This is a genomic window from Mesorhizobium jarvisii (genome assembly GCF_003601985.1).
Taxonomy (GTDB): domain Bacteria; phylum Pseudomonadota; class Alphaproteobacteria; order Rhizobiales; family Rhizobiaceae; genus Mesorhizobium; species Mesorhizobium jarvisii.
Window position 1 is genome coordinate 156583 of record NZ_QZXA01000004.1, and the last position, 22944, is coordinate 179526.

A 22944-nucleotide genomic window follows, 5' to 3' on the forward strand; every position below is an offset into this window, starting at 1 on the left:
GTCCGGAATTGCGTTAAAACAATAGGATAGAGCGGTTCGCCGTTTCTGTGAAACGGTTAAACGCTCTAGCCAGCACTCAGCAAGCCAGCCGATCAGGCCGGGCGCTTGACCCGGCTTTTCAGCGTTTCATAGCCGCGGGCGCCAAGCAGGGCGCGGGCCAGGGCCTTGGCGGCGCCCTTGCGGCCTTGCTGCGAGTTGATCTGCCGCAGCCTGGCCGGCAGGTTGCGCGCCGCCTGGCCGAGCGCCGGCAGCGACAGTGCGTCGGGAAAGCTCACCATATGGGTTTCGACACACAGCACCGGCTTGCCTGACAGCTCCGTGATCTTCAGCGCCTGCGCATGTTCGCTTTCGATGAACAGGATGGCGTTGGATTTGCGGTAGAAATCGGCCTTGAAACTGCCATGCGCGCCGAGCCGCTGACGCTCCGCCTTGCTCGGCAGGTCGAGCATGATCAGCTGGTCGTACAGGATCCCGTTCTTGGCCAGCCACGCCTCGGTCAGCGCGCGGTATTTCTCCAGCCGGCTGGTGACCAGCCAGCCGATCCTGTGGGTCGGGGCATGCAGCGGCCGCGCTTCGCTGAGGAATTTCTCATAGGCCGGACCATCGTCGTTTTCCGCCTCGGTCGGATCGAGGCACAGCACGCCGTCTATGTCGACGCAGCATTGCGCCAGGAATTTGTGATGCATGAAATTCCACTGGAACATGCGCGGATGCGGCACCACTTCGAAGACGACGTCGGTTTCCCGATGCTTCGGCTCCAGGCCGAATACTGCGGCATAGATTAAATCACCCTCGATGCCGGCAGCCTCGATACGGGCACGGGCATCGCGCATGGCGTTGCCGCCGGCGATGCTGTCGTCGATCACAAGCACCTTGCGCATGTCCGAGACCTTGCGGTCGAGTGCGGCGCGCCGCTTGGTGATGCCTGACGTATAGACCCGGCCTTCCAGGAAGGAATCCAGATCGGTCATCGGAATGTTCGCCGCAAGGCTGACCAGCGTCCCCGCCAGCACGCCGCTTCTGGGCACGCCGACCACAAGGTCGATGTCGCGCGGCAGCCGGTGAAGGTTGCCGACAATCGTGTCATTCATGTCGGAGATCGATCGGTAGTGCATGGATCAGACCTGATGTTCGTGTGGATATTGGGTAGCCGGCAAAGGTGCCGAAATTATTGCGCCTCGCGCGGCATTGCCGCCGGCCGTCTTGCCGGCAGCATTTTCAGGGCCTCGCGCAAGGCCTCGCGGCCGGATGCGAAGGCCAGCGCGACGACAACGGTGATGAGGTAGGCAAGCATGGCACCGCTGGCCAGGGCGACGACATGCTGCTGCGGCAGCATCGGCTTGATCAGCCAGACCGCCGCCAGTGCCAGATGCGCGCCGAGCACGAACGGCGTTGCCGCGCGCAGCACATGGCTGGCCCGCAGCGGTCCGCTCTTGCCGACATAGAGCCACAGGAACGGCGTGCGCAGATATTCGCTGACCGCATAGGCGATCGCCACGCCGAGCGCGCCATAGGGCAGGCCGAGCGCGAAGGCGAGCACCGAGGTCACGGCGGTGATGATGCCCCAGCGCATGAAGTCGCCGGAGCGGCCCTGGCTGACGAAAAGCCAGCCCGCCGGGTTGTTGAGCGGCTGCAGCAGCCCGGCAAAGCCGAGCGCCAGGAAGATCGAGGCGCTTGCGCGCCACTGTTCGCCGAGCACGAAGGGGATCAGCACATCCGACATCGCGGTGGCGAAGGCGACGCCGGGCAGCGCCACCAAAAGGATCAGCGGCATGACGCGCAGATAGGCGCTGCGGTAGCGGTCCGGCTCATCCTTCAGCCTGGACAGCGCCGGCACCATGACCTTCGACAGCGGATTGGTGATCTGGCTGAGCGGGAACAGAAGCAGCTTGTAGGCGCGGTCGTAGAGGCCGAGTTGCTGCTCGCCCCAGTATTTGCCGATCAGCACATTGTCGAGGTTGCGGGCAAAGAAATTGGCGAAGTTGAAGCCGGTGATGCCGGCGCCGAAATGTATCAGCTCGCCGATGCCGGCGACCTTGCGCGGCAGGCCGGGCCGCCAGCGCGAGCTTGCCCAGTAGCACAGCGTCGGCAGCACCGCGCCGGTCAGCGTGCCGGCAAACAGCGCCCAGTAGGAGCGGTCGATGAAGGTCCAGGCAATCGACACAACCAGCCCGGCAACCGCGCTGGCGACGTCGATGATCGCCAGGCGCCCGAACTGCATGCGTCGTGTCAAAAGCGCCAGATGCTGGGCGCCGAGCCCATAAGCCATGATTTGCAGCCCGAACGCGGCGACCAGCCCGGCCACGCGCGGCTCGCCATAGAAGGCCGCGACCAACGGTGCCGCACCCGCGAGCACGCAGGCCAGGATGGCGCTGACCGCGACATTGATCCAGAAGAGGTAGTTCACCTCCTCATGGCGGATGCCCGATTTCTGGATCGTCGCCTGGGTCAGGCCGAAATCCTGGAACAGCGCGATGAAGGCCAGCACGGGCGCGCACATCGCCACGACGCCGAAATCCTGCGGCGACAAGAGCCGCGACAGCACGATGACGGATATGATCTGTGTCGCGACCCGCACCGATTGCGACATGGCGGTCACCACCGCGCCGCGCCCGACCGATTTACGCAGCGAGCCTTCCGGCGGATCGAATGGGTTGGCTTCCAAATTCAGGATTCCTGATTTTTGCGCGGATTTCCGAACCCTGAAAATCCACGACCGCCGCCATCCCCAAACTACGGCAATAATTTTGCAGTGCAACAGAAAATGTCCATTACCGCGCCAAAAATGTTGCGATGCAGCAAGAGCTGTACTAGCATCCCTTTGGGTGGGGTCAAACAGCGGTCGAGTTTTCATGCTGCATGTCTTGTACCTGGTGCACGATGTTTCCGATCCGGCGGTTCGCCGACGGATCACAATGCTCAGGACAGGCGGCGCCCGGGTCACTCTGGCGGGCTTTCGCCGCACCGCAACCCCGATTGCCGATATCGAAGGATTGCAGCCGGTCGACCTTGGGGCGACGCGCGACGGCCGATTCGCCCAGCGCCTGGCGGCGGTCGCGAAAGCGACGGTTTCGATAGGCGCGAAGCTGAAGGGCGCGCCGCGGCCCGATCTCATCATCGCGCGCAATCTGGAAATGCTGGCGCTGGCGCGCCGCGCCAGGTCGGCCTTCGGCGCCACGGTGCCGATTGTCTATGAATGCCTCGACATCCACCGCCTGGTGCTTCGCGACGACATCTTCGGCAAGGCGCTGCGCGCCACCGAGCGCCATCTGGCGCGCGACGTGAAGTTGCTGGTGACCAGTTCGCCCGCCTTCATCGCCAATTATTTCAAGCCCTTCCGCCAGGTTGCCGCCCCCGTCGAGCTGATCGAGAACAAATATTTCGAGGCAGCGGCGATCCTGCCCGGCGAGCGTGAAACAGTCGAAGCGCCTGCCGCCCCGCCCTGGCGAATCGGCTGGTTCGGAGCACTGCGCTGCCGGCGCTCGCTCAAGCTTCTGGCTGATTTCACCCACCGCATGGACGGACGTTTCGAAATCGTGCTGCGCGGCCGTCCGGCGCTCTCCGAATTCCCTGATTTCCACGCCTTCGTCGATGCCGAGCCTTATCTGTCGTTTCGTGGACCTTACCGCAATCCGGAGGACATGGCGGCGATCTACCAGGACGTGCATTTCTCCTGGGCGATCGATTTCTTCGAGGAGGGGCAGAATTCGGAGTGGCTGCTGCCCAACCGTCTCTATGAAGGCTGCCGTTTCGGGGCGGTGCCGATCGCTATGGGCCATACGGAAACCGGACGGTTCCTCAGCCAGCAGGACATCGGCATCCTGTTGCCCAAGGCGACGCCCGAGGCGCTCGAAACTGCGCTCGGCACGATGGAGGAGCAGCGCTTCGGCAGACTGAAGGCGCGCGTGCTTGCCCGCAATCCGAGGACGTGGAGCTACGATCGCAGCGACTGCAGCGCGCTGGTCGAAAAGCTGCGCCGCCTGACCACCGTGCGCGAGCCCCTCGCGACTGAAGCCCTGGCATAGGATGAACATCGCCCGATGACGCAAGCGCTTCCCTCCAGCCTGATCGTGATCCCTTGCCTGAACGAGGCAGCCCATATCAGTGCGCTTCTCGGCCAGCTTTGCCCGGCGGCGGCAAGGCTTGGCGCCCGGATCGTCGTTGCCGATGGCGGCAGCACGGACGGCACGCTGGCCATTGTCGAGCAGATCGCCGCCAAGGACCCGCGCGTTGTCCTGCTTCACAACAAGCGGCGCATCCAGAGCGCGGCGATCAATCTCGCCGTCGGCACTTTTGGCGAAGGTGCGGAATATCTCATCCGCATCGACGCGCATGGCGGCTATCCCGACGATTATTGCGACCGGCTGCTCGAGGAGGCGCTGGCCACATCAGCCGATTCGGTCGTGGTTTCGATGCTGACCAGCGGCAGCGGCGCCGTGCAGAAATCGGTCGCGGCGGCGCAGAATTCGAAACTCGGCACCGGTGGTTCCAAGCATCGTCACCTCTCCGCTGGAGAATGGGTCGACCACGGCCATCACGCGCTGATGCGGATATCGGCCTTCGGTGCTGTCGGCGGCTATGACGAGACCTTCAGCCACAATGAGGATGCCGAGCTCGACTACCGGCTGCGGCAGGCCGGCTACAGCATCTGGATGAGCGGCAAGACGCAGATGGTCTACTATCCGCGCGCCTCGCTCAAAGGTCTCTATTTCCAGTATCTCGGCTATGGCCGCGGCCGCGCCAAGAATGTGCTGAAGCACCGCGTCATCCCGAAGGTCCGGCAGATGGTGCCGCTGGCGGTCCTTCCGGTGGTTCTTCTGGCGGCCTTCTCTTTCGTGCACTGGATCGCGGCTGTGCCGCTGCTGGTCTGGGCTTCGGTCTGCCTCGGCTACGGCCTGGTGACGGCCATTCGCCAGCGCAATGCCGACATCGCGCTGGCGGGCGTCTCGGCCATGGTCATGCATTTCGGCTGGTCCGTCGGCTTCTGGCTGCAGCTTCTCGGCCTCGGCGCGCGACGCGGGGTGGCGTGATGGTGGCTCAGGCCAAGAACCGCAGCATCGACATCGGCGTGTGCACGTTCCGCCGGCCGGAACTGGCCGACACGCTGCGCTCGCTCGCCGCCATGGACATGCCTGAGGGCTTCGATATCAGCGTCATTGTCGCCGACAATGACGACACGCCGAGCGCGCAGGCATTGGTGACGGCGCTGTCGCAGGAATTGGCGCTGCCGATCCGCTACCGGCATGCCCCGGCGCGCAACATCTCGGTCGCCCGCAACGCTTGCCTCGATGCCAGCGAGGCGGATTTCCTCGCCTTCATCGACGACGATGAGACTGCCTCCGCCCGTTGGCTGGCCGAGCTGGTGGCGACGGCCGAGGAGAGTGGTGCAACGGCGGTGCTCGGCCCGGTGCGGGCGCTCTACCGCCCTGATGCGCCCGAATGGATGCGGCGCGGCGACTTCCACTCGACCTTGCCGGTCTGGGTGCGCGGCGAGATCCGCACCGGCTACACCTGCAACGTCCTGCTGCGCATGCGGTCGGACAGCCTGCGCGGCCGTCGCTTCAGCCTGGCGCGCGGCCAGACCGGAGGCGAGGACACCGAACTCTTCGATCAGATGGTCAAGGCCGGCGGCCGCATCGCCTTCGCTCAAGAGGCCTGGGTGGACGAGGTGGTGCCGCGCTCAAGGGCCGCGTTCGACTGGCTCGGCCGCCGTCGCTTCCGTGTCGGTCAGACGCATGGTCACCTGTTGGGCAGCAATGCGCGCGGCATCGGGTTGATCAAGCATGTCGGCCTTGCCGCGGCAAAGGCGGCCTATTGTTTCGCCGCGGCCCTTCCCGTGGTCGCCAGCCCGGTGCGCAGGAACCGCAGCGTGCTGCGCGGCATCATGCATGTCGGCGTCGTCAGCGGCCTTGTCGGCGTCCGCGAACTGCGCCTCTACGGTCAGTCGTCACCTGGGGAAGGAGGCAAGCGTGCAGCCTGACGTTTCCCCAACCTCCGATGTTTCAGTCCCCGATGTTTCCTTTGTCATCGCCGCCTACAATGCCGAGGCGACGCTCGACCGCGCGATTGCCAGCGCCATCGCGCAGAAGGGCGTCAGCGTCGAGATCATCGTCGTCGACGACCAGTCGCGCGACGCCACGCTCGATGTGGCGCGGGCCTACCCGCAGGACATTGTGCGCGTCGTCGCGCTCGCCAGGAATCGCGGTCCCGGCGGCGCCCGGAATGCCGGGCTCGACGTCGCCCGCGGCAGATGGGTCGCGGTTCTCGATTCCGACGATGCCGTCTTCCCCGGTCGCATCGCCGCCATGATCGGCCGCGCCGAAAAAGCGGGTGCCCAGATCGCCGTCGACAATCTCCAGGTCATCCGCGAGGACGGTGTCGTGGAGGATGCGATGTTCCCAAGGCGGTATCTGGAAGGCCTGAGCGAGATTTCGCTGGCCACCTACATCGCCGGCAACGTGGTCTTCGAATCGAAGTTCAACCTCGGCTACCTCAAGCCGATCTTCCAGCGCCGGTTCCTGGACGAAAACCGGCTTCGCTATGACGAGAAACTGAGGATCGGCGAGGATTACATCCTGTTTGCCGAGGCGCTCGCCAAGGGCGGCAGATGCGTGGTCGAGCCTGAGATCGGCTACGCCTACCATATTCGCAGCGGTTCCATCTCGCGTGTGCTCGAGCTTCACCATGTCGAAGCGATGCGCAAGGCGGATGCCGTATTCGCTCAAACCCATCGGATGGACAAGGCGGCCCAGGCGGCCTTTGCCCGGCGCGGCCGCAGCCTGCGCAAGGCAGCCTCCTTCCTGGCAATGGTCCAGCACATCAAGGCGCGGTCCCCGCTCAAGGCGATCCGGACGGCGCTCAGCGACCCGGCGGCGGTCAGGCATATGGGCATGCCGATCGCCGTGCGGTTGCGACGAGTAGCGGCACAATTTGCCGTGGGGGCGGGGAGGTGAAGATGCAGGCACATGGAGGGATTTTTCGTGGCCTGTGAATGGACTGAAGTCGATCTCCTCAGAAGGAATTTGCGATGAAGAAAATCAGGAAGGCCGTGATACCGGTGGCGGGGCTTGGAACACGGTTCCTGCCGGCGACCAAATCGATGCCGAAGGAAATGCTTCCGGTGGTCGACAGGCCTGTCGTGCAATATGCGGTGGACGAGGCCTTCGAAGCCGGCATCGAGCACATCGTGTTCGTGACCGGCCGCAACAAGGCGGTCATCGAGGACTATTTCGACCTGCATCCGGAATTGATCGGAACCCTGGAGCAGACCGGCAAGAAGACCCAGCTGGAGGCGCTCGAAAGCATGCTGCCGGTGGCCGGCGCCACCTCCTTCATCCGCCAGCAATCCCCGCAGGGCCTCGGCCACGCCGTCTGGTGCGCCCGCGAGGTGATCGGCAATGAGCCCTTCGCTTTGCTTTTGCCAGACATGGTCTCCTTCGGCGGGCGCGGCTGTCTGGCCGAAACCGTCGACCTCTATGAGCGCACCGGCGGCAACGTCATCGCCGTCGAACGCTGCGATCCGAGCGAGACCAACAAATACGGCATTGTCGGCCGCGGCGCCGAAATCGGCGGCGGTTTCGAGGTCACGGCCATGGTCGAGAAGCCTGCCCCGGCCAACGCGCCGTCGAACTTCTACATCAACGGCCGCTACATCCTGCAGCCCGAGATCTTTGCGCTGCTGGGCAATCAGCAGCGTGGCGCCGGCAACGAGATCCAGCTGACGGACGCCATGGTCCGGCTGTCGAAGGATCAGCCGTTCTTTGCTCAGCCTTTCCTGGGCCGCATGTTCGACTGCGGATCCAAGGAAGGCTTCATCCAGGCCAACATCGCCTTCGCGCTGGCGCGCAACGACATGAAGGGCCCGGTTTTCGAGATGCTTCAGGAGTTCGTCCGGTCGCATGAACGCCAGGAAGAAGCCGCATAATGCCCATCTTTCGGGAGTATTGCCGGATGGCCGGCGGCGAGAGGCCGACAGGCCCCGTCGTCTGGCATGAAGCTTGCGTTGCTTTTGGCAATGCTCCCGATCGTTGAGGCGCTGCAAGCCCAAGCATGATCCCGGAAAGTGGCTCCCGGTTTCCGGAAAGGTCATGCTTAGAACTGAGACAGGTCGTGATCCCGGAAGTTTTCGGAAAAGATCATGCCCAAACAAAGAGATAGAGCCTCAACCCGATGGTCGGGAACGCAACGGGCTCTGGGATTGGACCGACGATGAACTATGCCAATTTTCCTCTCGACAAGAGGATGCCATTGCCGAATTCGGACGCAGGAAACGGCGAAGACTTCATCGATATCGAGCGGCTGCTTGGCATGGCTGCGCGGCAAGCCAAGGTGGTTGCCGTGTGCGCAGCCATCGGTCTTTTCCTGGGCATGCTCTATCTGCAGACAACGCCGCCTAAATATGTGTCGGTTTCGAGCGTCTTGATCGACGAGGGCCTGAACAAGATCGTCGACGATATTTCGGCGGCGTCGACGACCATGCAGACCGATTCCGCCATTCTGAGCCAGATCGAGATCCTGACCTCGACGCGGCTCGCGGCGGTGGTCGTCGACAAGCTCAAGCTCGCCCAGAACGATGCGTTCATGAACCCGCCGCAGTCCGCGTTTGCCCAAGGCGTCGGCCTGATCCGCGGCCTGATCCAGTATGTCCGCCCTAGCCCGCCTATCCCGGGCATGGGTGACATCAGCAAGCTCGACCCCGCCACCCGCGATGCGCTGATCGCCACGTCGAGCCGCGACTATGCGATCCTCAAGTTGCAGAACGAGATCCAGGCGGATCGTGTCGGACGAAGCTACGTCATCGCGCTTGGCTATCAGGCGACCGATCCGGGCCTGGCGAAAGCGATCACCAAGGCCTATGCCGACGCCTATCTTGCCGATCAGCTCGATGCCAGCTTCGACGCGACCGAGCGCGCGGCGGTCTGGCTGCAGGGCCGGCTGACGGAACTGCGCGAAAGCTCGCAGCAGGCATCGCTGGCTGTCGAGAAGTTCAGGGCAGAACACGGCTTGTCCGCCAACAGCGATGGTCAGCTGATGAGCGACAAGCAGCTTGCCGACCTCAACGCCCAGCTCATCGTGGCGCAGGCCGACACGGCGCGCGCCAGCGCCCGCTACCAGCAGTACAAGTCGATCGTCGACAGCGGCTCCGACAATGCCTTCAAGGATGCCGCCATTTCGAGCGATCAGCCGAGCAGCTCGGTCATTTCAGCGCTCAAGACCCGCTACCTCACCGTCGCCAAGCGCCAGCAGGATGTCGAGGCGAATTTTGGTCCCGACCATCCGCAAGCCGTGGCGCTAGCCAAGGAAAAGGCCGACATATCGAAGCAGATTTTCGGCGAGCTCAAGCAGCTCACCGAAAGCTATCGCAACGAGTATGAGGTGGCGCTGGCGCGCGAGACCGCGCTCAGGGCCAATGTTGCCGCCGCTCAAGGCAAGAGCTCCATCGACAACCAGTCGCAGGTCCAGTTGCGCGACCTCGACCAGAAGGCGACGGCGCTCACCACGCTCTATCAGACGTTCCTCGGCCGCTATGAGGAAGCCGCGCAGCAGCAATCCTTCCCGGTCGGCAAGATCCGCATCATCTCGGACGCCTCGACGCCGCTCTCGGCCTCGAGCCCGCGCACCGTCGTCGTGCTCGGACTTTCGCTCGTGCTCGGCGTGCTGATGGGCGCCGGCTTCGGCGGCCTCAACGAGTTCAACGAGCGGTTCTTCCGGACCGGCGAAGAAGTGCGCGACCGTGTCGGCCTCAAATTCCTCGGCTATCTGCCGACCATAGGCAGCAGGCCCGCCAAGGACGACAAGCAGACCGACGCTCTACCGGATGCCAAGACAGCGAGGTCGCCGGCGGCCATCGAAAGGCGGGCGCGCATGCGGGTGAGCATCGACGCGCCGGCATCGATGTTCTCCGAAACGCTGCGCAGCGCCAAGATCGCCTTCGATGTCGTGATGGAAGGACAGGGCAGCCGAGTCGTCGGCGTCATCTCGGTGCTTCCCGGTGAAGGAAAGTCGACGGTCGCGGCCAATCTCGCCGGGCTGCTCGCCGCCAACGGCGCCAGGACGCTGCTCATCGACGGTGACCTGCGCAATCCGGGCCTCAGCCGCAGCCTCGGCATGGAGGCCGAGCAGGGTCTCATGGAAGCCGTGGTCAACGGCCAGACCTGGCAATCGGTCGGCAAGATCGACCGGCAGACCAAGCTCGCCATCATCCCCGCCGTGCTGCGCGGCAACTTCTCGCACACCAGCGAGCTGTTGTCCTCGGCCGGAATGCGGCGCTTCATCGAGAACGCCAAGGAGACATTCGAATACATCGTCGTCGACCTGCCGCCGCTCGGGCCGGTGGTCGATGCCAAGGCCTTCGCGCCGCTGGTCGACGGCTTCGTGCTGGTCACCGAATGGGGCCGCACGCCGCGCGCCATGGTCAGATCGATGCTGGAATCCGAACCCTATGTCGCCAACAAGATCGTCGGCGCGGTGCTGAACAAGGTCGACCTGAAGAAGCTCGCCAAATACGGATCGTTCGGCGCTTCGGAAAAATTCTTCGATAAATATTCGAGCTACTATCTCGACAAGTCCGAAGTGCGCAGCAAGGCGACGGTCTGATATCGGTCCACCGTCTCTGGTGAGGCCAGCCGTGTCATCACGGCTGGTGACGGCCTTGGCTACGCGGCCTTGAGCCGGTAACGGAAGACGGTGTGGTCGAGCAGCAGCCTTATGCGCGGTTCGGCTTCCGTTGCCACAAGCCAGCTTGCCGCGATCATCGTCGCACCGACCACTGCCATCGACAGGAGATAAGGCACTCCGGCACGGACCATCGCCCCGAGCATCGCCGCGCCGACGACGTCGTGGATCAGGTAGAGCGGATAGGTCATCAGGCCGATCCGGCGCCAGCCGCTCCAGCTGAGGTCGAGCCGCAGCGACCACGCCATCAGCGCGATCGCGACGAGGAAGATCAGGATCGGCGGTGCATAGGGCATCATGGCATTGACCTTGATGCTGTGGACGTCGACTGAACTGGCGATCTGCAGCACGCCCCCGCCGAGGAACAGCAGGCAGAAGCCGAGGCGAGGCACCGTTGGCGCCTTGAACCGGATCAGCCACAGCAGCACGCCGACGGCGAAGAAGCAGCCGTGATGCACCAAAGTGAGCTGCAGCAGCCGCGTCTCGGCGAAGTCGGCCCAGCCGAGCGGATAATAGAGGCACCAGAACAGCGTGCTGACCAGGCCGATGACGATGGCGACCGGCTCCATCAGATCGAAGCGACCAAGCCGCAGCAGGATCCAGACGATGGCGTAGAAGGCGATCTCGATGCCGAGTGTCCAGTAGACGCTGTCCACCCAGGGACCATAGGGCGCGAACAGGCCGGTGCGGACCAGCCTGACCACCGCATCGGTCGGCCAGCTCAGGCCGATGGCAAGGAGCAGCACGGCGGTGACCGGTGCGCAGATCCAGACCGCCGGCGCCAGTCGCTTCACCCTGGCCTCGAAGAACCGCAGCGGCGTCGACTTCTCGGCGCTGAAGGCGATGACGAAACCGCTGATGACGAAGAAGATCTCGACGCCGACCCATCCGGATCCGACCCAGGCGCCTATGCCAGGCTGTGCCGGCATGCCGCCCGTGGCTTGTGCCGAAATGCCATCGGGATAAGCCCACACCCAGAAGCCATAGTGGTAGACCATGACCAGAACGGCGGCGAGAAACCGCAGGATGTCGACGCCGCCAAACGTGATTTTTTGCTGAGCCATACCGCACCGTCGGATGGCCCCCCGCGAGACACTGTAGGGTGGCTTGCTGCATTGCACAACAAAAGTATTGCTTTCCGATCAGGATTGACCAACCGGCAAGGACAGACTGTGCGAAACCACTCGCCGCATCAGCCTCAAATCCCGATCCCGCGCGCCTTCATCGCAGCGGTGATCTCGTCGAGGATGGTCGGGTCGTCGATGGTCGCCGGCATCGTCCATTCTTCCTTGTCGGCGATCTTCTGCATGGTGCCGCGCAGGATCTTTCCCGACCGCGTCTTGGGCAGGCGTTTGATCGTCACCACGGTCTTGAAAGCGGCGACCGGCCCGATTCGCTCGCGCACCAGCGCCACGACCTCCTTCTCGATGGTGCCGCCGTCGCGAGCGACACCGGCGTTCAGCACCACGAAGCCGAGCGGAATTTGCCCCTTCATCGCATCGGCGATGCCGACGACGGCGCATTCGGCGACATCGGGATGGGCGGCCAGCACCTCTTCCATGGCGCCGGTCGACAGCCGGTGGCCGGCAACATTGATGATGTCGTCGGTGCGGGCCATCACGTAGAGATAGCCGTCCTCGTCGATCATGCCGGCATCGGCGGTCTTGTAGTAGCCGGGAAACTCATCGAGATAGGCCTGGCGGAAGCGGGCGTCGGCGTTCCATAGCGTCGGCAGGCAGCCGGCCGGCAGCGGCAGCTTGACCACGACATTGCCGAGCGTGCCGCGCGGCACTTCATGGCCGGCATCGTCGAGCACGCGGATGTCGTAGCCCGGCATCGGCACGCCGGGCGAACCGTATTTCACCGGCAGCAGGCCGAGCCCCGCAGGGTTGATGGTCATCGGCGAACCGGTCTCGGTCTGCCACCAATGGTCGATCACCGGCACGTTGAGCTTCTGCTCCGCCCATTTGATGGTTTCGGGATCGGCGCGTTCTCCGGCGAGGAACAGCGTGCGGAATTTCGACAGATCGTATCTGGCAACGAACTCACCCCGGGGATCCTGGCCCTTGATCGCCCGGAACGCCGTCGGCGCGGTGAACAGCGCGACCACGCCATGGTCCGAGATGACCCGCCAGTAGGTGCCGGCATCAGGTGTGCCGATCGGCTTGCCTTCGAACAGGACGCTGGTGCTGCCATGCAGCAGCGGTCCGTAGACGATGTAGGAATGGCCGACGACCCAGCCGACATCGGACGCTGCCCAGAACACTTCGCCCGGCTTGACGCCGAACTCGTTTTCCATCGTCCATTTCAGCGCGACCATGTGGCCGCCATTGTCGCGCACGATGCCCTTGGGCTGGCCGGTCGTGCCTGATGTGTAGATGATGTAGAGCGGGTCGGTGGCCAGCACTGGCACGCAGTCGACATTGGCGCCGGCCGCCCGTTCGCGCGCGACGGCGTCGGCATAGTCGATGTCGAAATGCTCCTTCAGCTCGCAGCGCAGCTGGTCGCGCTGCAGGATCAGGCAGGCGTCCGGCTTGTGGCCGGACATCTCGATCGCCTTGTCGAGCAGCGGCTTGTAGGCGACGATCCGGCCCGGTTCCAGGCCGCAGGAGGCCGAGATGATTACCTTCGGCTTGGCATCGTCGATGCGCGTGGCCAGTTCATGCGAGGCAAAGCCGCCGAACACGACCGAATGCACGGCGCCGATGCGGGCGCAGGCGAGCATGGCGATGGCCGCCTCCGCCACCATCGGCATGTAGATGATGACGCGGTCGCCCCTGCCGATGCCCCGGTTCTTCAGCACCGAGGTCAGCGCCACCACCTCGCGCTTGAGTTCGGCGTAGGTGAATTTTTTCACCGTTCCGGTGATGGCGCTGTCATGGATCAGTGCGATCTGGTCGGCGCGTCCGCCGGCGACATGCCGGTCGATGGCGTTGTAGCAGGTGTTGCAGGTTGCGCCGGTGAACCAGCGGCCATAGACGCCGGCGGTGGCGTCGAACACCTTGTCCCAGGGCGAATACCAGTCGATGGCGCCGGCCGCGTCCGCCCAGAATTGTTCCGGGTCGCGTTTCCATCCGTCATAGACCTCATGATAGCGTGAAGCCATCCGTACCTCCCCAGGAAACCATTTGCCGTCTTTGCCAACAGCCTATGCTGTTTTTTCCGGCGCTGTCTTCCCTGATTTTCGTATGAACCGATCCCGGCTTGGCCCCTTGCGCGCCGTATCGTGAAGTGAGGTCTTCTCGGGAGAGGGATCTGAGCGATGCGCCATCCGGCGTCGATCGTGGCAAAACCGGTGTTTGCGCTGGCGATCGGCGCGGTGCTCGCGATCTCCACCGCAACCGCCCTGGCCGGAGATGCCGCGGCCAGGCGCATCATCGGCTTTTCGCCTTCCGGCAAACCGGCGGTGATCGTCGTGCTGCTGCAACGCTTCAGCCAGGGCTTCGAAGGGCGCGACCGCCGCTTCATCGCCGTGACCGGGCAGCCTCGTTGAGAAGCCGGCCGATAGCCGTCTAGAGAGGTTCACCGTTTCACGGAAACGGCGACCCTCTCTAACTCTTTGTTTTTTAAGCAATTCCGGACGGAAAACCGGTTCCCACTTTTCCTGGAATTGCTCTAACAAACGGTATTCAGGGGACGAAATGCCGGCCGCACTAGATCGGCAGGGCCACAAGCATGAGGCCTACGCCGCCGAAGATCAAAATGGCTGCCGCCAGCGCTTTCCGATGACGTTCGAAAGTCGTCGGAGCCCGCTCCCAGTTGTAACGCATACGCTATCTCCCCAAAACCCCGGGGAGTCCTTACCTTACTTAGGGGAAGAAAAGCAACGGTCCGGCGAGTCGACGCACCTTGCCGGAGGCTTCGTGGTGATGACTATTTCTGGGGTGATTCCCGCTGAGGGCAGGTGATGGCGTATAGATCGCCATTCCCAACGGAAGCGCTATGGCTCTTTCCCGGGAGAATCGCCGCACACTCGAATTTCTACATGCCCCAACGCAGCGCCGCCGTGTGGACAGGCGCGTCCCACCAGCCGGTCATCTCGTCATCGAGCATGGTGAGCGTGATCGAGCAGCCGGCCATGTCGAGCGAGGTGACATAGCTGCCGACCAGCGAACGGATTATCGTCACGCCGCGCTTCTCGAAAATTTTGCGCGCGCTGTTGTACATCAAATAGAGCTCCATCAGCGGCGTGCCGCCGAAGCCGTTGACGAACAGCAGCGCCGGTCCTTTCGCTTTGTCGCCGAGATCGCCCAGGATCGCGGTACAGATCTCCTCGGCGATCGCGTCGGCGCTCTTCAAGGTGTCGCGCCGGCGGCCGGGCTCGCCATGGATGCCGACGCCGAATTCCATCTCGCCGTCGCCGATGTCGAAGGTCGGCTTGCCCGCCGCCGGCACGGTGCCGCTGGTCAGCGCCACGCCCATCGAGCGGGTCGCGGCATTGACGCGCTCGCCCAGCGTCTTCAGCACCGGCAGTGCCAGGCCATGCTCGGCAGCCGCGCCGACGATCTTTTCCACCACCAGCGTGCCGGCGACGCCGCGCCTGCCGGTCGTGTAGGACGAATTCTCGACGGCGACATCGTCATTGGTCACCACCTGCAGGACGCCATCAGACATTTCAGCCGCCATGTCGAAATTCATCACGTCGCCCTCGTAGTTCTTGACGATGAACAGGCAGCCGGCGCCGCTGTCGACGGCCTGCGCCGCTGCCAGCATCTGGTCCGGCGTCGGCGAGGTGAACACCTGGCCGGGGCAGGCGGCGTCCAGCATGCCATGGCCGACAAAGCCGCCATGCAGCGGCTCGTGGCCCGAGCCGCCGCCGGAGATCAGCGCCACCTTGCCCGGCCGCAACGTCCTGCGGCGGACGAACTTGTGCTCCTCACCAAGCACGAGGATATCGGCGTGGGCGGCCACGAAACCGTCGAGGCTCTCGGTCAAAACCGTGTCCACCGCGTTCATAAATTTCTTCATGGCGTCCTCCCAAACAGCCCGGCAAGAAACGGTCAGCTGCCACCCTTGCCGGCGATGCTGGTAATCTTCTGGATGAATTCGTTGATCGCCCGGTCGAGCGCCGCATTCTGCTTGTCGTCGCCGAAATCCGGCACGACAAGCGACACATGCCGCGTCTTGCGCATGCCCGCGGCGATCGACATTTTTCCCGGATGCGCCTGATGGTAGGCGGCGAGAAACTGATCCCGCTCGGCCGGACTGAAATGGCAGACGGAAAAAATAGCCGGCAAATGCTTGGATGGAATGGGCACTGTATAGGCCGGGCTTGAAATCTGCGTCACGAAGCTACGGTGCTTGCCGAGCGCGTCGGCAAGGCGCTGGCGCATGCCGGACGGGCGCTGGTCTATGACCTGCGACAGGACCATCTTGTAGGCGCGGATCGCCTCTTCGGAACCGGGTTCGGGTTTGATGTCAACCATGCCGGCCGCGCCTAGACCGATACATCAGATATGGCCGCCTTGGCCATGGCGAGTTGCGCCGGCGCGACGGACAGATCGCGCAGGCCGGCTTCGAGCAGCGACGGGATCGCGGCCGGATCGCCGCCGGCATCGCCGCACAGGCTGACGGGAATGCCGTTTTCCCGTCCGAAGGCCGTGACTGAGCCGATCAACCGCAGCACAGCGGGATGACGGACCGAATTGAGATGGGCCACAGCAGCGTTATCCCGCGCGGCCGCCATCACATATTGCGTCAAATCGTTGGAGCCGATCGAGAAGAAGGCGACGCCGGCGAACGCCTCCGGCGCGATGGCCACCGACGGCACCTCGACCATGATGCCCAGCGGCGGCATCTTTTGGGCGACGCCACGCGCGGCAAGGACTGCCTGCTCTTCGCCAAACAGAGCGGCTGCGCGTTCATATTCATCGGCCATGGCGATCATCGGAAACATCACCCTGAGATTGCCGTGCGGCGAGGCGCGCAGCAATGCCCTGATCTGTACGCGAAAAATGTCGAGCCGTGCCAGCGACAGCCTGATGCCGCGCAAGCCAAGGAACGGATTGCCTTCCTCGACGGTGAAGCCGGGCACCGGCTTGTCGCCGCCGGCGTCTACGGTGCGGATCGTCACCGGTTTCTCGCCTGCCCATTCCAGCACCTTGCGATAGGCGCGGTATTGCGTCTCCTCATCCGGCAAATTCTTGCCGAACAGGAACTCTGTTCGCATCAGCCCGACACCGTCGCAGGTCGCGATGTCGATGCCGTCGACATCGGACGGATCGGCGATGTTGACCTGCACGCGCACCGCCGTGCCGGCCTTGGTCACCGCCGGCCGCGCCAGAAAACGCCGGACCACGCCCTGGCGGGCGACGAAGGAAGCGGACGACTGCCGGAACGCGCCGATCTCAGCCGGCGAGGGCGCCAGCACGATGCTGCCATGCTCGGCGTCGAGCAGTGCCATGCCGGCAAGATCGGCAAGCGGCTCGCGCAGTCCCACCACCATCGGCACGCCACGCGAGCGCGCCAGCATGGCGACATGGCTGGCGGTGCTGCCCGCCTTCAGCGCGATGCCGCCGCCATGGCTCCAGTCGGTTTCGAGAAAGCGCGTCGGCGCGATGTCCTCGCCGCAGAGGATGGCACCGGTAGGCGCTGTGCTGTCGCCGTCCTCGGTCAGGGCGCGCAGCACCTGGTCCCTGATATCGCGCAAATCCGTGGCGCGGGCACGGAAATAGTCCTGGTCGGAGGCCTCGTAACCGCCGATCTCGGCATCAAGCGCCTCTCGCCATGCCACGTCGGCGGTCTGTCCGGAAGCGATCGATGCGAAGGCCGGCCCGCTCAAGGCGTCGTCTTCCAGCATGGCAATGTGGAATTCGAGTATGCCGGCGGCGTCGCTGTCGGCGGCCTCCGCCATGGCGGCAAGCCGGCTCACTGCCGTGCCGATCGCGGCTTCCAGCGACGTCTTCTCTTCCGTAGCGGTGGCTTTGCCTGCGTAGACGGCGGGCGGCCGGTCCAGGTCGAACAGCGGCCCCTCGGCATAGCCGGCCGAGGCCGGAACGCCCTCAATCCGCATGGCCCGCATTCCCTGCGGGCGGACAAAGAGGTGCGCCAGCCTCACGCCGAGCGGACATGACCGGCGTCCTCGTCGAAATCGCGCTGCACCAGGTCGATCAGCGCGCGCACCGCATCATCGGCGCCGCTGCCGCTGGCCCTGATGTGCAGCACCGTGCCCTTCGGCGCCTTGGCGGCCATCACCTTGACGATGCTCTTGGCATCGAACCACGGCCCGTTGGCGGCAAGCGCGATTTCCACGTCGGCGGCAAAAGTCTTGGCCAGCTTGGTGAACTTCACCGACGGACGCGCGTGCAGCCCCACATCGTGGGTGATCAGGACGGTCGCTTCGGCTGCTGCGGACATTTTTCAGGAATCCCGTTCACTCACGACGGCGACAATTCGTGCGCCGTCGCCACCACTTCCTTCAGCGAGGCGCCGCCGGAGGATTCGGTCGCGGCCATCACCGCGCCCTCCACGATCGGCGCGTTGCACACGATGATCTTCTGCGCACGCGGCTCGCCGATCATCTCCACCGCCATTTCCGAGTTGGTCTCGGCGCCGCCGAGATCGACGAGGATGGCGACACCGGCTTCCGACCAGGCCTTGTCGATGGCGCCCATGATCGCCTCGACGTTGGTGCCAAGCCCGCCATGGCCGTTTCCGCCGCACCATGCAAGCGGCACTTCTTCGCCCACCATCTGGCGTACCATGTCGGCCGTGCCCTCCGCGACCAGCGGCGAATGCGACACGATCACGATCCCGACATTGCTCATGCGCTTTCCCCGATCGCTTGCCCCACCGAGCGCACCAGCAGCGCGGTCGAGCGCGCGCCGGCATCCATATGGCCGATCGAGCGCTCGCCGAGGAACGAGGCGCGGCCGCGCAGCGCCTTCATCGGCACCGTCGCTTCGGCGGCGGCGTCGGCGATGTCGGCGATTTCCGCCGCCGTCTTTCCCCCGGCCAAGGCATCATGCACCGGCTGTAGCACATCGAGCATGGTTTTTTGTCCGATCTGCGACTTGCCGCGCGCGGCCACCGCGTCGACCGCCTTGCCGAAGGCGGCGGCCAGATTGTTGCGATCGGGATCCGCCGCAATCTCCTTGCCCAGCGCCATGAACAGCGTACCGAACAAGGGACCCGAAGCGCCGCCCACCGTCATCACCAGCTTGGTGCCGATCGCCTTCAGCGCGTCGGGCAAGGGTTTGGCAGCGAACGCATCAGCCTCGGCCCGCACGGCCTCGAAGCCGCGCTTCATGTTCAGCCCATGGTCGCCGTCGCCGATCGCCTGGTCGAGCGCCGTCAATTCCTCGGCGTGAGCGGCAATCGTCTCGGCGGCCACCGCGATCAGCCTGGCAAGGTTCAATGCCGCCATGTCGCCCAAAATCCCGGTTTCCACTGTGCCGGGAGTAACGAAAGAACGGTCATTCGACAACTGCTGCATGCGTCAGGCCGTGACGAGCAGCGCGGCGGCGGCCGAAAACACCTCGGCCACCGCATGGGCGCCGGGGTCGACCACACCTTGCAATTTGGTGCCGACATAGACGGACCGTCCAGCCTTCGCCTTCTCCATGGCGGCTGTCTCCTCGGCGCCGCGCCGGGCGGCGGCTGCCGCCTCTTCCAGCCCGTTGGCGTCGAGCGCTTTCAGTGCGGGCTCCAGCGCATCGACCATGGTGCGATCACCCGGTTTGGCGCCGCCGTAGAAAGTCATCCGCTCGAGACCGGCAAGCAGTGCCTTGGACAAGCTGGCGCCGCCGCCGAGGGCCTGTGCCGCCGCCGTGAAGAAGATCGACAGCAGCACGCCGCTCGAGCCGCCCATCGACGCGCTCAATATGTCGCCAATCGCGCCGAGCGTCGCTGCCGGGTTCGCCAGAGGCAGCATGTCGAGCCGCTCGAGAATGCTGCGCGCGCCGGTCGCCACCGTCGAGCCGGTGTCGCCGTCGCCCGCCCTGGCGTCGAGCCCGTTCAATGACGCTTCAAGTGAAATCAGTTTTTCGCAGACCGTGACGATCAGCCGCCTGGTGCCGGCATCCTGGCTGGCCTTGTGCGCGGCACTTTGCCCGGCTGCTTTCGCCATCGGCACGATGACAGGCGCCGCGACCGGCTTGGCCGGCATCCAGGCATGCGGGCCGACCGGCGCCAGCAGGGCGGCCTCGCGCGCCGCATCGAGCCGGATCAGCGACAGCGAGAAGCCGTTCATGTTGAGCGCCGTCATCAGCGGGCCGGGGCCGATCGCCAGCTTGACGGTCTTGGCCAGCGGCGAGGCCAGAACCGCATTGGCAACCAGCGACATCTCGAGCGGCGGCACCGCGCCGAGATTGTTGATCAGCAAGGCATGGCTTGCCTTCGGGTCGAGCCCTGCCGCGAGGCGCTCCGCCATGATCGCGACCAGCCTGTCGACGCTTTGCAAGGCAATCCGCTCGACGCCCGGCTCGCCATGAATGCCCAGGCCAAGTTCGCCGTCGTCCGCGCCAAACCTGTCTTCATGCGGCTGCCCGGGGATCGAGCAGGACGACAGCGACATGCCGAGCGAAACGATATCCTTTGCTGCCGCCCGCGCCGCTGCCGCGATGTCGGCAAGATGATGGCCGGCCTCCGACAAATGGCCCGAAATCTTGTGCACGAACAATGTGCCGGCGACGCCACGCGGCTGGTTGATGTCAGGCAAAGCGATGTCGTCGGCAACGATCACCATCTCGACGCGAAAGCCCTCGGCGCGCGCCTTCTCGGCGGCCAGGCCGAAATTGAGCCGGTCGCCGGTGTAGTTCTTGACGATCAGCAGGCAGCCGGCCGGCCCGGTGACCGCGCGGATGGCCGCCAGTACCGCTGCGACACTCGGCGAGGCGAATATCTCGCCAGAGACCGCCGCCGTCAGCATGCCCTTGCCGACAAAGCCGGCATGCGAAGGCTCATGCCCGGCGCCGCCGCCGGAGACGACGCTGACCTTCGACTTGTCCCAGTCGGCGCGCAGCACGACCTTGATCTCGGGATAGCCGTCGAGGCGCGCGAGGTCGTCCGAGCCGCTGGTGCGCAACAGGCCGTCCAGCGCCTCGGTGACGATCGTTTCCCTGCGGTTGAAAAAGTGCTTCATCGAATTCGTCCCGTATTCGCGATCGTCAATCAGAAGCTGCGTTGCCCCGGCTGGGAACACCGAAAGCCGTTCACATCAATCTTTGTCCATCGGCGCCGAAATAGAGCGGCGAGCGGTAGCGGATCACCACTTTGTCGCCTTGCGCCAGATCGGTGTCGGGGTCGGTCAGCGTCACCAGTTTCTTCGGCCCCACCGTCACATGCAGGTGGTTCTGGTCGCCGAGATGCTCGACCCAGTCGACGACGCCGTCGGCATGGCCATTCCTGGCCTTTTCGATCGTCAGATGTTCGGTGCGCGCGCCGATCGTCCTGGTGCCCACCGGCGCGCTGCCATCGGGCAGCAGGCCGGTCGGCAGGAGATTGATCGCCGGTTGGCCGAGCCTTGCCGCGACATGCAGGTTTGCCGGCTCCGAATAGATGGTTCGTGGCGAGCCGATCTGCACCAGGACACCATCGGCGAGGATGCCGATGCGGTCGGCCATGGTCATCGCCTCGATCTGGTCATGCGTGACATAGAGCATGGTGGCGCCGAGTTCGGATTGGATGCGCTTCAGCTCCAGCCGCAGATCCGCGCGCAGCTTGGCGTCGAGCGATGACAGCGGCTCGTCCATCAGATAGATGGCGGGTTTGCGCACCAAGGCGCGGCCGATGGCCACGCGTTGCATTTCGCCGCCGGAAAGCTTGGTCGAGCGGTTGGCGAGCTTGTGGTGGATGCGCACCATCTTCGCCACCTCCTCGACCCGCCGGCGGATCTGGTCCTCCGGGATTTTCCGCGCCGGCGAGCGCAGCGGGAAGGCGAGATTGTCGTAGACCGACAGATGCGGATAGAGCGAGTACTGCTGGAACACGAAGGCCGTGTCGCGCTCGGCCGGCGACAGCGTCGTCGCATTGTGGCCACCGATTTCGATGATGCCGGCATCCGGCTGTTCCAGCCCGGCGATCAGTCGCAGCGTCGTCGTCTTGCCGGCCCCGGTCGGCCCGAGCAGCACGACGAATTCGCCGTCTGCTATGTGCAGGTCGAGACCGTTGACGGCGACATGCTCGCCAAAGCTCTTGGTCACGTTCTTGATATGCACGTCAGCCATGCTGCGCTCTCCCCTGAGAGGCGGTATCGTGGACCGCGGTTCTCACCGCGCGGCCCGATCCCTTGTCGAACAGCGACAGCCGTGCGCTGTTCAGCGCCAGGCCGACATGATCGCCGGCGTTGAGCCGGATCTCGGCCGGAACCCGCGCCTTGATGATGCCGTCCGCCGTTTCCACCGCGACGATCTGCGTGGTGCCGAGATATTCGGTGCCGTAGATGGCGCCGCGCAGCTTCGAGGCATCGTCGAAGCGAATGTGTTCGGGGCGGATGCCGAGCGCCATGTCGGCCGGCGCGATATCCTCGCGCACCTCCGGCACCGCGACCTTCGCGCCCTGGACGACGATCTCCTTGGCGCCCTTGGTAAGCCCGCCGCCGAAGCCCAGAAAATTCATCGGCGGCGAGCCGATGAAGTCGGCGACGAACATGGTCGCCGGGCGGTCGTAGATTTCGCGCGGTGTGCCGAACTGTTCGATGACGCCGTGGTTCATCACAGCGATCTTGTCGGCCATCGACATCGCTTCCATCTGGTCATGCGTGACATAGACGGTGGTGGCGTGGATGCGGTTGTGCAGTTCGCGCAATTCATGGACCATCAAATCGCGGAATTCGGTGTCGAGCGTGCCGAGCGGCTCGTCCATCAGGAAGCATTTCGGCCGCCGCACGATGGCGCGGCCGAGCGCCACGCGCTGGCGATCGCCGCCGGCAAGGCCAGAGACGGATTTGTTGAGCAGATGGTCGATACGCAGGAGTTTTGCCGTCTCCTCGACACGCGTGCGGATTTCGGCCGACGACATGCCTTGCGCCAAAAGCGGAAAGCCGATGTTCTTGCGCACATTCATGTGCGGGTAGAGCGCGAACAGCTGGAACACGAAGGCGATGTCGCGCTCACGTGCCCGCAGCATGGTGACGTCCTCGCCGCCGAGCAGGATCTGGCCGCCGGTCGGCAGTTCGAGCCCGGCGATCATGCGCAGTGTCGTCGTCTTGCCGCAGCCCGACGGCCCGAGCATGACGAAGAATTCGCCATCCTCGACGACGAAGTTGGAATCCTGCACGGCGACGAAATCGCCGAAGGCCTTTCTCAGGTGCTGAACACGGATCTCGGCCAT

At 64.5% G+C, this 22944-nt stretch carries 20 protein-coding genes; 7 read left to right on the top strand and 13 right to left on the bottom strand.

Annotated elements, in window-relative coordinates; genetic code table 11:
* Nucleotides 1–92: 92 nt before the first annotated feature.
* Together D3242_RS11810 and D3242_RS11815 are read right to left on the bottom strand one after the other, a co-directional pair.
* On the bottom strand, nucleotides 93–1115 hold the full coding sequence (locus D3242_RS11810; RefSeq protein ID WP_064984459.1) for a phosphoribosyltransferase family protein: 1023 nt from the start codon (nucleotides 1113–1115) through the stop codon (nucleotides 93–95).
* A gap of 53 nt (nucleotides 1116–1168) precedes the next feature.
* Nucleotides 1169–2665 carry a lipopolysaccharide biosynthesis protein gene (locus D3242_RS11815; RefSeq protein WP_027047683.1) on the bottom strand — a complete coding sequence of 499 codons (1497 nt, stop codon included), beginning with the start codon at nucleotides 2663–2665 and terminating at the stop codon, nucleotides 1169–1171.
* Between the two features lie 187 nt (nucleotides 2666–2852).
* Between D3242_RS11815 and D3242_RS11820 the strand changes: the two genes are divergently transcribed.
* The 6 genes from D3242_RS11820 to D3242_RS11845 all read left to right on the top strand — a co-directional run bounded on the left by D3242_RS11820 (nucleotide 2853) and on the right by D3242_RS11845 (nucleotide 10596).
* Complete coding sequence (locus D3242_RS11820) at nucleotides 2853–4025, top strand: glycosyl transferase family 1 (protein ID WP_019862851.1); 1173 nt, start codon at nucleotides 2853–2855, stop codon at nucleotides 4023–4025.
* 15 nt (nucleotides 4026–4040) lie between these two features.
* Nucleotides 4041–5030, top strand: a complete 990-nt coding sequence (locus D3242_RS11825) for a glycosyltransferase family 2 protein (protein ID WP_064984463.1) — start codon at nucleotides 4041–4043, stop codon at nucleotides 5028–5030.
* Nucleotides 5030–5980, top strand: coding sequence for a glycosyltransferase family 2 protein (locus D3242_RS11830; protein WP_064984464.1), 951 nt, complete (start codon nucleotides 5030–5032; stop codon nucleotides 5978–5980). Before D3242_RS11825 ends, D3242_RS11830 begins: the two co-directional genes overlap by 1 nt.
* Nucleotides 5970–6953: a glycosyltransferase family 2 protein gene (locus tag D3242_RS11835; RefSeq protein ID WP_064984466.1), complete on the top strand. Its 984-nt coding sequence runs from the start codon at nucleotides 5970–5972 to the stop codon at nucleotides 6951–6953. The genes D3242_RS11830 and D3242_RS11835 overlap by 11 nt, the downstream gene beginning before the upstream one ends.
* 74 nt (nucleotides 6954–7027) lie before the next feature.
* The gene (locus D3242_RS11840; protein ID WP_019862855.1) at nucleotides 7028–7924 is read left to right on the top strand and encodes a UTP--glucose-1-phosphate uridylyltransferase; all 897 of its coding nucleotides are present in this window, start codon (nucleotides 7028–7030) and stop codon (nucleotides 7922–7924) included.
* 284 nt (nucleotides 7925–8208) lie between these two features.
* On the top strand, nucleotides 8209–10596 hold the full coding sequence (locus tag D3242_RS11845; protein ID WP_064984468.1) for a polysaccharide biosynthesis tyrosine autokinase: 2388 nt from the start codon (nucleotides 8209–8211) through the stop codon (nucleotides 10594–10596).
* Between the two features lie 59 nt (nucleotides 10597–10655).
* Here the strand turns inward: D3242_RS11845 and D3242_RS11850 are convergent, their stop codons facing one another.
* Complete coding sequence (locus D3242_RS11850; protein ID WP_064984470.1) at nucleotides 10656–11738, bottom strand: acyltransferase family protein; 1083 nt, start codon at nucleotides 11736–11738, stop codon at nucleotides 10656–10658.
* 134 nt (nucleotides 11739–11872) lie between these two features.
* Nucleotides 11873–13780, bottom strand: a complete 1908-nt coding sequence (locus D3242_RS11855) for a propionyl-CoA synthetase (protein WP_064984472.1) — start codon at nucleotides 13778–13780, stop codon at nucleotides 11873–11875.
* 156 nt (nucleotides 13781–13936) lie between these two features.
* On the opposite strand from D3242_RS11855, the gene D3242_RS11860 reads away from it, so the two are divergent.
* Complete coding sequence (locus D3242_RS11860; protein WP_019862859.1) at nucleotides 13937–14167, top strand: hypothetical protein; 231 nt, start codon at nucleotides 13937–13939, stop codon at nucleotides 14165–14167.
* Between the two features lie 488 nt (nucleotides 14168–14655).
* Here the strand turns inward: D3242_RS11860 and dhaK are convergent, their stop codons facing one another.
* From dhaK to D3242_RS11905, 9 genes are all read right to left on the bottom strand, one after another.
* The gene (gene dhaK / locus D3242_RS11865) at nucleotides 14656–15642 is read right to left on the bottom strand and encodes a dihydroxyacetone kinase subunit DhaK (protein ID WP_019862862.1); all 987 of its coding nucleotides are present in this window, start codon (nucleotides 15640–15642) and stop codon (nucleotides 14656–14658) included.
* Between the two features lie 32 nt (nucleotides 15643–15674).
* A complete protein-coding gene (locus tag D3242_RS11870; protein WP_064984473.1) occupies nucleotides 15675–16100 on the bottom strand; it encodes a hypothetical protein in 426 nt (141 codons plus the stop codon).
* Nucleotides 16101–16111: 11 nt separating this feature from the next.
* A complete protein-coding gene (gene ptsP / locus D3242_RS11875) occupies nucleotides 16112–17686 on the bottom strand; it encodes a phosphoenolpyruvate--protein phosphotransferase (RefSeq protein WP_064984710.1) in 1575 nt (524 codons plus the stop codon).
* 41 nt (nucleotides 17687–17727) lie between these two features.
* Complete coding sequence (locus D3242_RS11880; RefSeq protein WP_019862865.1) at nucleotides 17728–18030, bottom strand: HPr family phosphocarrier protein; 303 nt, start codon at nucleotides 18028–18030, stop codon at nucleotides 17728–17730.
* Nucleotides 18031–18050: 20 nt separating this feature from the next.
* A complete protein-coding gene (gene dhaM / locus D3242_RS11885; protein WP_019862866.1) occupies nucleotides 18051–18440 on the bottom strand; it encodes a dihydroxyacetone kinase phosphoryl donor subunit DhaM in 390 nt (129 codons plus the stop codon).
* A complete protein-coding gene (dhaL, locus tag D3242_RS11890) occupies nucleotides 18437–19039 on the bottom strand; it encodes a dihydroxyacetone kinase subunit DhaL (protein ID WP_019862867.1) in 603 nt (200 codons plus the stop codon). The genes dhaM and dhaL overlap by 4 nt, the downstream gene beginning before the upstream one ends.
* Nucleotides 19040–19111: 72 nt before the next feature.
* Complete coding sequence (locus D3242_RS11895) at nucleotides 19112–20755, bottom strand: dihydroxyacetone kinase subunit DhaK (protein WP_064984475.1); 1644 nt, start codon at nucleotides 20753–20755, stop codon at nucleotides 19112–19114.
* Nucleotides 20756–20825: 70 nt separating this feature from the next.
* Nucleotides 20826–21839, bottom strand: coding sequence for an ABC transporter ATP-binding protein (locus D3242_RS11900; protein ID WP_019862870.1), 1014 nt, complete (start codon nucleotides 21837–21839; stop codon nucleotides 20826–20828).
* On the bottom strand, nucleotides 21832–22944 hold the full coding sequence (locus D3242_RS11905) for an ABC transporter ATP-binding protein (protein ID WP_064984476.1): 1113 nt from the start codon (nucleotides 22942–22944) through the stop codon (nucleotides 21832–21834). Before D3242_RS11905 ends, D3242_RS11900 begins: the two co-directional genes overlap by 8 nt.